Below are 13,165 nucleotides of genomic sequence, written 5' to 3'. Positions count from 1 at the left end.
ACATTCACTCCGACCGCGCCACAACCCACTGTCACGGCGGCTTGACACGATCATTCAGATTCCCTCCGCTCCGGGTTCTAGCGAGTATGGGGAGCGCGGGAAACGGGCGACAACGATCAGACTGTCGGGTTGTCTTCAGGGCACCGCACAGTGTGTACGGGAAACCGCGTCGAAGCCGTGGCTGGCCTGCGACTACCCTTCTCTCCGTGATTGACCCCAGGACTCTGCGCGAAGACCCGGAAGCCGTGCGCGCGTCGCAGCGTGCCCGTGGCGAGGACGAGGGAGTGGTCGACAAGCTGCTCGACCTCGACACGCGCCGCCGCTCTGCGATCGCCACCGCCGACAAGCTGCGGGCCGAGCAGAAGTCCGTGTCCAAGCAGGTGCCGAAGGCCTCCGCCGAGGAGAAGCCCGCCCTGCTGGCCCGCGCCAAGGATCTGTCGGCGCAGGTCAAGGCGGCCGAGGTCGAGCAGAACGAGGCGTCGGAGGAGTTCGACCGGCTGTTTCGCGTCCTGCCGAACCTGGTGCACCCGGACGCGCCGATCGGCGGCGAGGACGACTTCGCGGTGCTGAAGACCGTCGGCGAGGCGCCGACGTTCGACTTCACCCCGCGCGACCACCTCGACCTGATGGAAGGCCTCGGCGCGCTCGACATGGAGCGCGGCGCGAAGGTGTCGGGCTCGCGGTTCTACTTCCTGTCCGGCGTCGGCGCGCAGTTGCAGCTCGCGCTGCTGAACATGGCCGTGGCGCGCGCGACGGCGAACGGCTTCACACCGATGATCACGCCGTCGCTGGTGCGCCCGGAGATCATGGCCGGAACCGGCTTCCTCGGCGCGCACTCGTCGGAGGTGTACCGGCTGCGCGACGACGACCTGTACCTGGTCGGCACGTCGGAGGTCCCGCTCGCGGGCTACCACTCGGACGAGATCCTCGACTTGAGCGCCGGTCCGCGCCGCTACGCCGGCTGGTCGTCGTGCTACCGCCGCGAGGCCGGGTCGTACGGCAAGGACACCCGCGGCATCATCCGGGTGCACCAGTTCGACAAGGTCGAGATGTTCGTGTTCGCCAAGCCGGAGGACGCCGAGGCCGAACACGAGCGGCTGCTGGGCTGGGAAGAGGAGATGCTCGCCGCGATCGAGGTCCCGTACCGGGTCATCGACACCGCGACCGGCGACCTCGGCACGTCCGCGTTCCGCAAGTACGACTGCGAGGCGTGGGTCCCGACGCAGGAGACCTACCGCGAGCTGACGTCGACGTCCAACTGCACCACCTTCCAGGCCCGCCGGCTGTCCGTGCGCTACCGCGACGAGAACGGCAAACCGCAGATCGCGGCCACGCTGAACGGCACGCTGGCGACCACCCGGTGGATCGTCGCGATCGTGGAGAACCACCAGCAGCCCGACGGTTCGGTCCGGGTGCCGGTGGCGTTGCGCCCGTTCCTCGGCGGGCTCGAGGTGCTGGAACCGGTCAAGCGCTGACCCTTCCGAAGACGAGACAACCTCAGGCGGAAACCGGCAGAGCCTGCTGCCGGTTTCCGTTCTGCCGACGCGAAATTCAGCACCACCCTTCGCACTGCGGATCTGGCTGCCCGGGCTGGTGGTCGCGACCGCGAGTGCCGGAGCCGTGATCTCCCGGTCGTTCCTTCCCCGTTCCGCGGGTGCGGAACCTCGCTGGTCAGTAGGGTGCGGGGCGGAGGAGGCAGCTGATGAGGGTAAAGGGAGCGGCGGTCGCCCTGGCGGCGGTCGCGATGCTGCTCGCCGGGTGCACGCAGCAGGTGAGCGGCGTGGCTTCGCCGGTGCCCGGGCAGGGTCCGGTCACGCCGGTGGTCGATCCGTGCACGCTGCTCGACGCGAAGCAGCTCGCCGGGCTTGGCTACCAGCCGCGGGGCAGGCTGGTGAAGGCGCGCAAGGAACAGCGCGCGCCCGCGATGTGCCTGTGGACCGCGACGGACACCGACCACACGGTGGTCATGTCGGTCGGCTGGTCGGTGGACCTGAGCCTCGACGACTTCCTCCAGGGCGCCCTCAAGAAGGCCGAGCCGGTGCAGCTCGGCGGGTTCGCGTGGACGCGCTACGCCGGGTTCATGGGCGGCAGCTGCGACCTGTACACGACGCTCGGGCCCAAGTCGTTCGCCTTCGTGAGCGTGTCCTATCCGGACGACGCGCAGGCGTGCGAGCGCACGAAAAAGGTCATCCCGCAGGTCGCCGCGCACCTGCCGGGCGGGCAGCCCGCGCCGCCGATCACGCCGAGCACTCCGCCGGAGGGCACCGCGCCGACCGGGCCGCTCGCGTCGGTCAACCCGTGCCAGCTGCTGAAGCCGGAGCAGGCGCAGCAGCTGCACATGGTGCCGAACGGCGAACTGGACAGCTCCAAGGTCATCTCGCCGAACGTGACCTACTGCCTGTGGAAGGACACCGACGGCGACGGCGGGCAGAAGCCGTTCGAGGTCTGGGTGGGACCGGACGTGCCGATGAAACGCTGGCCGGGCATGGAAGTCGCGCCCACCGAGCAGATCGACGCGAACGGCCGGAAGTGGTCGCTGTTCCCGAACTTCAACGATTCCGGCGGCGTGATCTGTGCGGCCGGGCTCGCGGTCTCGGACACCGCCTCGATCCAGATCGTCAGCGGGCAGCTGGCCGACAAGAACAAAGCGTGCGACGCGGTCAAGGCCGGAATCCCGATGGTGTCGGGGAATCTGCCTTCCTGAACTGTCTACATCGGACTGGGTGAGGACAGCTCAGTCGGTCACCCGGTCGGCGATGTACTTGGCGATTTCCAGCGCGCTCGTCGCCGCCGGGCTCGGCGCGTTCAGCACGTGCACCTGGTCCTTTGTGGACTCGATGAGGAAGTCGTCCACGAGGGAACCGTCCGGACGCAGCGCCTGCGCCCGCACGCCGGATCCGTGCCGCACGATGTCGTCCTCGGTGACCGCGGGCACGAGCTGCGCGAGGCTGGCGGCGAACCGCTTCTTCGAGAACGACCGCAGCACCTCTTCCAGGCCGGTCGGGTACGCGTACTTGCGCGCGAGCTTCCAGGCACCGGGGAAACGGGCGACGTCGGCGAGATCCTTCACCGACACGTCCGCCCAGCGGTACCCCTCGCGGCGCAGCGCGAGCACGGCGTTCGGGCCCGCGTGGACACTGCCGTCCAGCATCCGGGTCAGGTGCACGCCCAGGAACGGCAGCGTCGGGTCCGGCACCGGGTAGATCAGGCCGCGCACGAGGTGGCGGCGCTCCGGCTTCAGCTCGTAGTACTCGCCGCGGAACGGCACGATGCGCGCGCTCGGCTTGAGCCCGGCCAGTTCGGCGACGCGGTCGGCGTGCAGTCCGGCGCAGTTGACCAGCGCGTCCGCGTGCAGCACCTCGGAGCCGGTGGCCACCTCGACGCCGCCGCCGCGAGCCGGGCGGATGCCGAGCGCGGGCGTGTTGAGCCGCAGGTCCGCGTCCGCCTCGTCGAGCAGCCGCACGAGGGCCGCGCACACCGCGGGGAAGTCGATGATCCCGGTCGACTCGACGCGCAGCGCGGCGACGCAGGACACCTCCGGCTCGTACTCGCGGGCCTCCGCGGGGGTGATCCGCTTGGCCGGCACGCCGTTGGCCTCGGCCCGCTCGGCGAGCGTGTTCAGCGCGGGGATCTCCTCCTCGCGCGTGGCCACGACGAGCTTCCCGCAGACCTCGACCGGCACCCCGTACTGCCGGGCGAAATCCACAATGGACCGGTTGCCGCCGACCGACATCCGCGCCTTGAACGAGCCCGGTTTGTAATAGAGCCCGGCGTGCACGACGTTGGAGTTGTGCCCGGTCTGGTGCGCCGCCCAGCGAGCTTCCTTTTCGAGCACCGTCACGTCCTGGCCGCGCTGGGACAGCTCCCAAGCGACCGACAGCCCGACGATTCCCCCACCGATCACAACTACGTTCCGCACGGCAGGGAAGGCTACGCGCTCCGGCGCGGCGCTGCGTACCCCCCGACGGCGTGGTACCGGTTCACTGAACCGGGGACAATCCGGCCAAGGCGAGGCGTTGATGCGGTTCTAGCTGCTTACCGGCGGTATAGGCGGCGGCGAACCCGGCTGATCCGAGGGCCTTTTCCGCCGCTGCGGTGACCTGCGCGACATCGTGCTGGCCGGGCACGGCGGTCCCGCGCACCGCGGCCGCCGCGCCGAGCAGCGTGGCGGCGTCGGCGAACCGGCCCTCCTCGGCGAAGACCCCGGCGACGCCCTCGAACGCGGTGGCCAGTGACCCGTGGTCATGCCAGTGCTGCGCGATCTCCACCCCGAGCCGCATCCGCCGCCGGGCGTCCTCCGGACGGTGTTCGGCCACGTCGATCCAGCCGAGCGCGATCGACGAGGCGGCCCGCACGATGGCGGCCGAGAACGAGTCCGCCGCGCATTCGGCGAGCGCCTGCTCGGCGAGGGTCCGCGCGGTGGCCAGGTCGCCGGAGCGGCGGGCGAGACCGGACAAGCCGAGGTGACCGCTGGCTCGCGTCTCGGGCATTCCGGTGCGGTGGGCCAGTTCGACGGTTCGCTCGTAGTCCGCCTTCGCTCCGTCGAGATCGCCGCGCAACGCCCGGCTGTCGCCGCGACGGCACAGCAGGTCCGCGTAGTCGTCGGTCGCGCCGAGGGTCTGCATGAGCGAGAGGGATTCGGTCATCGCGGCGAGTGCTTCGTCGTGCCGGCCGAGCAAAACCAGCAGCTGCGACAGATGATCGAGCGCCATCGAGAGACCCCAGCGTTCGCCGAGTGCCCGGTAGCGCGCCTCGCCTTCGCGCAGACCGCGTTCGGCTTCGTCGAGTTCCCCGGCAAGCATCGAGCGCAGACCGTCGCCCATCGGCACGAGTGCGGTGAGCCACGGGTCGGGATGCTTTTCGAGCCCGGACAAGCGGAGCCGGGCGTCGTCGTCTTCCGGCGGGCCGAGCACGACGCCGGACAGCATGAGCATCATCGGATGCTCCGGAGTCCAGGAACTGTCTGCTAGATACTGCTCCACATAGGACCGATAGCTCGCGGTCTCGGCGGTCTCGGGAGCACCGGCCATCGCGGTCAGCAAGCACATCAGGAATTGCTCGCGGTGTCCTTCCGGCGGCTCTGCTTCGCAGTGGCGCACGATTTCCCTCGACAGCGCCGCGCCTTCGTAACGTCGTCCGCGCAGCCACCAATACATCGACAGCGCAGTGGCGATCCGCAAGGCAGTCGCCGGATCCGCCGCGGCCGACCACCGGAGCGCGGCCACGATGTTGTCGTACTCAGCGTCGATTTTCCGCAGCCAGTCCAGCTGATCCGCGGTACGCAGCTTCGGGTCGGCTTCTTCGACGAGCTGCCGGAAAGCTTGCGCATGGGCCTTCCGGAAGCGAGCGGTCTCGCCTGCGGCATCGAGCTTTTCCGCGCAGAACGCCCGGATCGTCTCCAGCATTCGATAGCGCCCGCTCGACGGTTCGACGAGTGACTTGTCGGCCAGTTCGGGAAGCAGGTCGACAGGTGCGTCGCACACCTGCTCGGCGTACGCGAGCGTGGCGCCGCCGGTGAAGACGGTCAGCCGACGAGCGAGGCGGCGTTCGTCGTCATCGAGGAGATCCCAGCTCCATTCCACGACGCCGCGTAGCGACCGGTGCCGTTCGTCCGCGGTGCGGCTGCCGCGGGCGAGGAGCTGGAAACGGTCGTCGAGCCGCGCGGCGATATCGGCGACCGGCAGTGTGCGTACGCGGGCGGCGGCCAATTCCAGAGCGAGCGGAAGGCCGTCGAGCGCGCTGCAGATCCGAGCGATATCGGCCGCCGTTTCGTCGGTCAGCCGGAACGCCGGATCGCTCGCCCTCGCGCGGTCGAGAAACAGCCGGACCGCGGGGTAGGTCTCCACGGTCTCCGCGCCCGGCGGCGGAACGGCCAAGCGGGGGATCGGCACGAGCTGTTCGCCGGTGATGCCGAGCGGTTCGCGGCTCGTCGCGAGCACGCGCAGCCCGGGGCAGGCGGGCAGCACCCGCGCGACCACTCTCGCGGCCGCGGCGATGACGTGTTCGCAGTTGTCCAGCACCAGCAACGTCGCCTGGTCGCGCAATGCCGATACGAGGCGGTCGACCGGGTCCTGGCGGCCGCGAGCCCCGTTCCGCAGGCCGAGCGCGGTGAGCACGGCCTGCGGAACGTCGTCGGCGACGTGCGGGGCCAGTTCCACGAAGACGCACGGCCCGGCATCCGCCGCGGCTTCGATGGCCAGCCGGGTCTTTCCGGTCCCTCCCGGACCGATCAGGGTGACGAGCCGGGCCTGCCGGAGGAGGTCCGCGACCTGCCGGAGTTCGCCGTCGCGGCCGACGAAGCTGGTCAGCTGCGCGGGCAACGGCGTCGCGGCGTTCGCCGACTCGCCGCGCAAGGCCGCCAAGTGTGCCTCGGTGAGGTCTGGACCAGGGTCCGCGCCCAGCTCGTCGGCGAGCGTGCGGCGGGCGTCCTCGAACGCGGCCAGCGCCTCGGCGGTCCGGCCCGCCGCGTGCAGCGCCCGCACGAGCTGGGCCCGCGACCGCTCGCGCAGCGGATGCTCGGCGATGGCGGTGCGCAGCTCGTCGAGGACGTCGGCGGCGCGGCCGAGCGAGATCTCCGCGTCGACCCGGTCAGCGGCGGCCTCGGCCCGCAATTCGGTCAGCCGGGTGGCCTGCACCTCGGCGGCGGGGACGTCGGCGAACGCCGGTCCGCGCCACAACGCGAGCGCTTCGCCGAGCAGGTCGCTGGCCCGCGTCGGGTCGCCCTCGGCCAGTTCGCGACGGCCCTCGCCGGCCAGCCGGGTGAAGCGATGCGCGTCCACTTCGTCCGGTTCAATCCGGAGGCGGTACCCCGCCGAGGTGAGTTCGATCGGCAGTTTCAGCGCGCTGCGCAGGCGCGAGACCTGCGATTGCAGCGCATTGGCCGCGTTGTCCGGCGGCTCCTCGCCGTAGAGCCAGTCGATGAGCCGCTCGGCGGAGACGAACCGTCCGGCGTCCGCCGCGAGCAGCGCCAGCAGCGCCCGGCCTCGCGGGCCGCCCACGGCGACCGTCCCGCCCGCGCCGTCCCACGCGACGACGGCCCCCAGCACCCCGATCCGCATGGCGTGAGCCTATGCCCGGAACGGGTGCTTACCCGTGGGTTCTGTCCCCGAAACAGGCGGGAAGCGCGACTTCTATACACTTCGGCGCGACCCCGCGCAACGCGGGACACCCCGATGCACAGGAGATCTACAGTGGGCGAACCCGTCCTGCTCGGGAAGCCGACCGTCGGCGACGAGGAGCTCGCAGCCGTCGCCGAAGTGTTCCGTTCCGGCTGGCTGGCCGGCGCGGGACCGGCGTGCCGTCGCTTCGAGGAGCGGTTCGCACAGGCCACCGGCACCGCGCACGCTCTGACCACCAGCAACTGCGGATCCGCCCTGTTCCTGGGCCTGAAGGTGCTCGGCGTCCAGCCCGGCGACGAGGTGATCGTCGGCGACTACACCTTCCCGGCGACCGGCCACGCCGTGCTGCAGGCCGGAGCCAAACCGGTCTTCGCCGACATCCGCCCGGACATCTTCAGCGCCGACCCGGCCGCGATCGAAGCGCTCATCACGCCGCGCACGGTCGGCATCCTGGCCGTCGACGTCGCGGGCCAGCCCGGCGACTTCGACGAGTACCGCGCCATCGCCGACAAGCACGGCCTGTGGCTGTTCGAGGACGCCGCCTGCTCCGCGGGCGCGACCTACCGCAACCGCCCGGCCGGCAGCCTCGCCGACCTGGCCGCGTTCTCCTTCCACGGCCGCAAGGGCATCACCGCGGGCGAGGGCGGCGCGCTGGTCTCGAACCGCGAGGACCTGATCGCGCACGCGCGCAAGATCCACACCTACGGCATCGAACCGGCGATCAGCCGCGAAGGCTCGGACACGCTGCCGATCCCGGAGTTCCACGAGCTGGGCTGGAACTTCCGGCTGTCGGACATCCAGGCCGCGATCATGGGCGTCCAGCTCGACCGGCTGCCCGACCTGCTCGCCGCCCGCCGCTCGGTGGCCAAGCGCTACCACGAAGCGTTCGCCGACGTCGACGCGCTGACCGTGCCGGTCGAAGCGCCCGACCGCGAGCACCCGTGGCAGGCCTACCTGATGACGGTGGCCCCGGAAATCAGCCGCGACGCGCTGGCCCTGCGGATCCGCGAGCAGGGCGTGCAGTGCAACTTCGGCACCTACGCCTCCCACCTGCAGCCGGTGTACGGCGAGCAGCAGCCGCTGCCCGTCTCCGCGGACGCGTTCCGCCGCCAGCTGGCCATCCCGATGCACGCGGAACTCACCGACAGCGAAGTCGAGCGCGTGGTCACCACCGTGCGCGAAGCCGTGTCCGCTCTTTCCTGACCCGCCGACCTCCCTGAGGAGAACCCATGTCCGACAAGAAAGTTTTCTTCACCGGCGCCGGCGGTTTCATCGCCTCGCACGTGATCCCGATCCTGCTGGAGAAGGACTACACGGTCCGCATCTTCGACAACATGACCCGCGGCGACCGCGACCGCGTCAACGAGTTCGTCGCCACCGGCAAGGTCGAACTGGTCGAGAAGGACGTGCGCTACGGCGTCGGCGTCCGCGAGGCCATGCGGGGCTGCACGCACGCGATCCACTTCGCCACCGTGTCGATCAACAAGTCGATCGCGGACCCGGGCGAGTCGATCGACATCAACATGGTCGGCAACAACAACGTCTTCGCGGCCGCGGCCGACGAGGGCGTCGAGCGCCTGGTGTTCGCCTCCAGCGCCTCGGTGTACGGCGAGCCGGAGAAGCTGCCGATGCACGAGGACGACAAGCTGAACCCGCTCACCCCGTACTGCATCTCCAAGCGCGCGGGCGAGGACCTGCTGGGTTTCTACGAGCGCACCAAGGGCCTTTCCTGGAACGCGCTGCGGTTCTTCAACGTCTACGGCCCCGGCCAGAAGATCGAGGCGTACTACACCTCGGTCATCAACCACTTCATCCAGCGCCTGCGCGCCGGCCAGCCGCCGATCATCGACGGCGCGGGCGACCAGTCGATGGACTTCGTGCACGTGACCGACCTCGCCAGGGGCGTCGTCGCCGCGCTGGAGTCGGAGCGGGCGAACCTGCCGATCAACATCGGCACCGGCATCGACACCTCCATCGCCACCCTGGCGAAGATCCTGATCGAGGCGGTCGGCGTCGACGTCGAGCCGGTGTTCAACAAGCGCGACGTCCTCGTGTCCCGTCGCGCCGCGGACATCACCCGGGCCCGCGAGGTGCTCGGCTGGGAGCCGACGATCACCGTTGAAGAGGGCATGCGCGCCTTGGTGCGGGACTCCGAGTGAGCCTGTCCGTCGGCGCGTTTTCCGAGGGGAATGCGTAATGAGCACTGCGGGCCCGGCCGAAGGAAAACCCATGCGGATCGTGGTGGTGAACAACTTCTTCCCGCCGCGCGTGGGCGGAAGCGCACACATGTCGGCCTCGCTGGCCGCCGAGTACGCGGCCGCCGGGAACGAAGTGCTGGCGATCACCGCGGCCTACGGTGACGCGCCGGCGGAGGAGGAGCGCGACGGATACCGCGTCGTGCGCCTGCCCGCGGTGAAAATGCCGCAGCTCGGCCTGTCGATCGACTTCGACATGACGTTCGCGTCGATGCGGCCGGGCAACTGGCGGCGGCTGTGGAAGCTGCTGAACGAGTTCAAGCCGGACGCGGTCCATCTGCACGGGCAGTTCTTCGACCTGTCCTGGATGGTCGGCGTCTACGCGCGCCGGCGCAAGCTGCCCATCCTGCTGACCATCCACACGCTGCTGATCAGCGAGAACAAGATGTACGGCGGGGTGTTCCGGGCGCTTGACGCGATGCTGGTCAACCCGGTGCTGAAGTACCTGCGCCCGCGCTTCGTCATTCTCGACAAGCTCGGCGTGGACTACTGCGTCGAGCGTTACGGCACGAGCGACGACAACTCCGAGTACTTCCCGATCGCGGTGGACACCGGGCATTTCGCCAAGCCGGTGACCAAGGACGTGCGCGCGGAACTGGAAATCGGGGACGCGCCGCTGATCGTGTCGCTCGGGCACGTGATCCCGCTGCGCAACCGGCTGCCGCTGATCGAGGCGCTGCCGGCGATCCTGGAGCGGCACCCCGGGCTGCGCGTGGTGATCGTCGGCCGGGTGTATCACGACGCGTTCCAGCAGCGGGCCAAGGAACTGGGCGTCGCGCACGCGCTGATCGTCACCGGCGCGGTGCCGAAGGCGGACGTGCCGGCGTACTTCGCGGCCGCGGACATCGTCACGCACGACCTCAACGGCGGCTGCGGCACCGCGTCGCTGGAGGCGATGCTGTCCGGCACCGCGACCATCGCGTCGGTCACCGAGGACAACTACCCCGGCATCGAACTGCACAACGGCGAGAACATCCTGCTGGTGCGGCCGAACGACTCCGAGGCGGTCGCGAACACCGTACTGTCCCTTTTGGACGATCCGAAGGAACGCGCGCGGATCGCCGAACGGGAAGCCGCGATGGTCCGGGACAACTTCGGACTGGACGTGGTGGCCGAAGAACACCTGCGGGTGCTCACGAAACTGGTGGCGGACAACTGATGTTCTTCGACGACGAGCGCAGCAACCGGCTGCGCCCGATGATCCTGAACGACCTCGTCGCGCAGTACATGAACGATGCCGAGCGGGCCAAGTTCTACGGCCTGCCGGAATCGTGCCGCGTGCGGGAGCGGGTCAAGATCGTCAGCCCGGACAACCTCACCATGGGCGAGCACTGCTGGGTCGGCGAGGGCGCGACCCTCGACGCCAGCGGCGGGCTGGAAATCGGCGAGCACACCAGCATCGGGCTCAACACGCTCGTGTTCACGCATTCGAGCTGGCTCGCGAACATGGCGCTGGAAAACCATTCCGGCAGCGACCTGATCGAACGCAAGCCGGTGAAAATCGGCAAGGGCTGTTTCATCGGCGGCCTGGTGGTGATCATGCCGGGCGTCACGATCGGCGACTTCGCGACGGTGCAGCCGAACTCGGTGGTCGCGAAGGACGTCCCGGAACGTTCGCTGGTCGCGGGCAACCCGGCGCGGGTGTTCCAGCGCTACGACGAGGAGTACATCCAGTCAGAGGTGAAGCGGGTCCGCGAGGAAAACGCCCGCCGCCGCGCCCTGTCGGACGATCCGTCCGGCTGGGGCTCCCCGTCCGGCGACTTCAGCGGGAAGTGATTCGGACACGGTGCGTCACGCGCTGGCGGATGCTCCGGGTAACATGGGACACTGCTCTCAGTCACTGTCGGTGAAGGAGAAGTCATGAGTGTCCTTGAGTGGCCTCACCACCTCCTGACCCTTGACGACTGGGCGAACCTTCCGGAGAACCCGAAGGTCCGGATCGAAGTTGTCGAAGGGGTCCCGTCCGTGTCGCCGCGTCCGATGTGGTTCCACCTGCGGTCCGTGACGCGGTTGGCGTTTCTCCTCGACGAACAGCTGTGCCCAGAGATGAGCGCCGGTGCCGAGGCGGAGCTGCTCCTGTGCGAGACCCCGCTGACCATCCGTGTCCCCGACGTCGTCGTGACCTCGGCTGAGGTCGCGGAGGCAAATCCGGCGCGGATCGCGGCGGCGGATGCCGCGCTGGTGATCGAAGTGCTCTCCCCGGGCACGAAGCACGTCGACGAGGGCGCGAAGCTGTTCGAGTACGCCGATGCCGGGATCGAGCAGTACTGGATTGTCGATCTGGATCCGCCGGTCAGCATGATCGCGTACCGGCTGATCGACGGCGATTACGAGAATTTCGGCGAGTATTCCGGTTCCGTCGAGCTGGAGGTCGCGGGCGTGCCGGTGAAGTTCGATCTGAACTCGTTGATCGACCCGCGGGCCCAACGCTGACGCCCAGCATTTCCCCGAACACCATGCGTCGCCATTGAGACAAGACTGACCAGCCATTACGTCGACGCACGTCTCCCATCCCCGTAACCTGGACAGCACAGGCAATCGGGGAACAGGGGTGGGACAGTGCGCGGGGACGACGAGTTCGCCGACTTCGTGCGGTCCTGTTCCGCCCGCCTCACCCACGCCGCCTACCTGCTCACCGGCGATCGCCACCAAGCCGAGGACGCCGCGCAGACCGCCTTCACCCGCACGTACGCCGCCTGGCCCCGGGTGCGGCGCAAGAATCCCTACGCCTACGCCCGGCGCGTGCTCGCCAATCACGTCATCGACACCTGGCGACGCCCGATTCGCGAATACGCCACCGACGAGATGCCGGAACCGGCGAAGGTGCCCGATATCTCGCATGCGGTCACCGATCGGGAATGGCTTTCCGGCGCGTTGTCCCGGCTCACCGCGAAGGAACGGGCCGTAGTGGTGCTCCGGCATTTCTTCGATTTGCCGGAACACCAAGTCGCCGAAGAATTAGGCGTGTCGGTCGGCACGGTCAAGAGCACCAATTCCCGCGCGCTGGCGAAGTTGCGTGTTGACGGCGACGCGCTGGTCGGGGAGGTGAGCGCGTGACTGATGAACTCGAGCGGTTGCGCGCCGCGCTTCAGGAAGCACCCGCGGAGCCGTTCGCGGAGCCCGATCTCGACCGTATTTTCCGGGAAGGCGGGCGGATTCGGCGTCGGCGGAGGTTTCTGGCGTCCTCGGGCGCGGCGGTGGCGGTGGTCGCGGTGGTGTTCGGCGCGGTTTGGTTGCGCGCGCCGGGCGGTGCGCCCGAACAGGTGCACGCGGCGGCGTCCCCAAGCCCAGTGGTGACGAGCGTTTCTTCGACTATTCCGGCCCCAGCCTCGACGACGGCTGAGCCGAAGCCGCTCGGCGAGGTGATTTCCACCGGCACCTACGCCGACGGCGGCGAACTTGTCTTCTACGCGACGGAAATCGACGATCCGGAAAACCTGCCGACTGTCCAATTCGGAGTGATGGCCAGCCTGTCCGAGCCGGACGGCAACCTGCGTCCGCTCTACCTCGCCAACGAATCCGAAGGCCAGGACCGCTCGTTCGGCTTCCACGCCACCTCGGGCGGCACCACCGTGTCCGACGTCTGGGTCCCGGTATACGGCTACTTCAGCGGACCGGCCGCCCGCATCGAGACCACAGTGGACGGTCGCACGGTCCCGGCGCACACGGCGCGCTGGAGCGAGGATCCCGACGTGGTCGTGTTCTGGTTCGACCAGGACGAGGTGCCGTCCGCCGAGCGCGCGACCCCGCTGGTCGCCTACTCCGCGGACGGCAAGCGCCTCACCGGATGAC

The 13,165-nt window shown here is 69.3% G+C and carries 11 protein-coding genes; 9 read left to right on the top strand and 2 right to left on the bottom strand.

Annotation, left to right across the window (positions count from 1 at the left end; genetic code table 11):
• Window positions 1-206 precede the first annotated feature (206 nt).
• On the top strand, window positions 207-1,475 hold the full coding sequence (gene serS, locus L942_RS19195) for a serine--tRNA ligase (RefSeq protein ID WP_081655131.1): 1,269 nt from the start codon (window positions 207-209) through the stop codon (window positions 1,473-1,475).
• Between the two features lie 227 nt (window positions 1,476-1,702).
• On the top strand, window positions 1,703-2,704 hold the full coding sequence (locus L942_RS19190; protein ID WP_037362265.1) for a DUF3558 family protein: 1,002 nt from the start codon (window positions 1,703-1,705) through the stop codon (window positions 2,702-2,704).
• 30 nt (window positions 2,705-2,734) lie between these two features.
• Here L942_RS19190 and lhgO read toward each other — a convergent pair whose 3' ends face one another.
• Together lhgO and L942_RS19180 are read right to left on the bottom strand one after the other, a co-directional pair.
• Window positions 2,735-3,919, bottom strand: coding sequence for an L-2-hydroxyglutarate oxidase (lhgO, locus tag L942_RS19185; protein ID WP_037362264.1), 1,185 nt, complete (start codon window positions 3,917-3,919; stop codon window positions 2,735-2,737).
• A gap of 61 nt (window positions 3,920-3,980) precedes the next feature.
• Window positions 3,981-7,058, bottom strand: coding sequence for a BTAD domain-containing putative transcriptional regulator (locus L942_RS19180; RefSeq protein ID WP_037362263.1), 3,078 nt, complete (start codon window positions 7,056-7,058; stop codon window positions 3,981-3,983).
• 114 nt (window positions 7,059-7,172) lie between these two features.
• Here L942_RS19180 and L942_RS19175 point away from each other — a divergent pair, with 114 nt between their 5' ends.
• The 7 genes from L942_RS19175 (at window position 7,173) to L942_RS19145 (ending at window position 13,164) form a co-directional block, all read left to right on the top strand.
• Entirely contained in the window at window positions 7,173-8,321 is a 1,149-nt protein-coding gene (locus tag L942_RS19175; RefSeq protein ID WP_106964944.1) for a DegT/DnrJ/EryC1/StrS aminotransferase family protein, read from the top strand.
• Window positions 8,322-8,347: 26 nt separating this feature from the next.
• The gene (locus tag L942_RS19170) at window positions 8,348-9,277 is read left to right on the top strand and encodes an NAD-dependent epimerase/dehydratase family protein (protein WP_037362260.1); all 930 of its coding nucleotides are present in this window, start codon (window positions 8,348-8,350) and stop codon (window positions 9,275-9,277) included.
• A 37-nt stretch (window positions 9,278-9,314) separates the two neighbouring features.
• Window positions 9,315-10,532: a glycosyltransferase family 4 protein gene (locus L942_RS19165; protein WP_235079258.1), complete on the top strand. Its 1,218-nt coding sequence runs from the start codon at window positions 9,315-9,317 to the stop codon at window positions 10,530-10,532.
• A complete protein-coding gene (locus L942_RS19160; protein WP_037362255.1) occupies window positions 10,532-11,149 on the top strand; it encodes an acyltransferase in 618 nt (205 codons plus the stop codon). Before L942_RS19165 ends, L942_RS19160 begins: the two co-directional genes overlap by 1 nt.
• An 84-nt stretch (window positions 11,150-11,233) precedes the next feature.
• Window positions 11,234-11,806: a Uma2 family endonuclease gene (locus L942_RS19155; RefSeq protein WP_037362253.1), complete on the top strand. Its 573-nt coding sequence runs from the start codon at window positions 11,234-11,236 to the stop codon at window positions 11,804-11,806.
• Window positions 11,807-11,932: 126 nt separating this feature from the next.
• Window positions 11,933-12,430, top strand: coding sequence for a SigE family RNA polymerase sigma factor (locus L942_RS19150; RefSeq protein WP_037362252.1), 498 nt, complete (start codon window positions 11,933-11,935; stop codon window positions 12,428-12,430).
• Window positions 12,427-13,164, top strand: coding sequence for a hypothetical protein (locus tag L942_RS19145; RefSeq protein ID WP_037362250.1), 738 nt, complete (start codon window positions 12,427-12,429; stop codon window positions 13,162-13,164). The genes L942_RS19150 and L942_RS19145 overlap by 4 nt, the downstream gene beginning before the upstream one ends.
• Window position 13,165 lies beyond the last annotated feature (1 nt).

Source organism: Amycolatopsis orientalis DSM 43388, assembly GCF_000411975.1.
Lineage (GTDB): Bacteria > Actinomycetota > Actinomycetes > Mycobacteriales > Pseudonocardiaceae > Amycolatopsis > Amycolatopsis orientalis_D.
The sequence above is the reverse complement of the archived record's forward strand: the minus strand, read 5'-3'. Positions and strand labels throughout refer to the sequence as shown.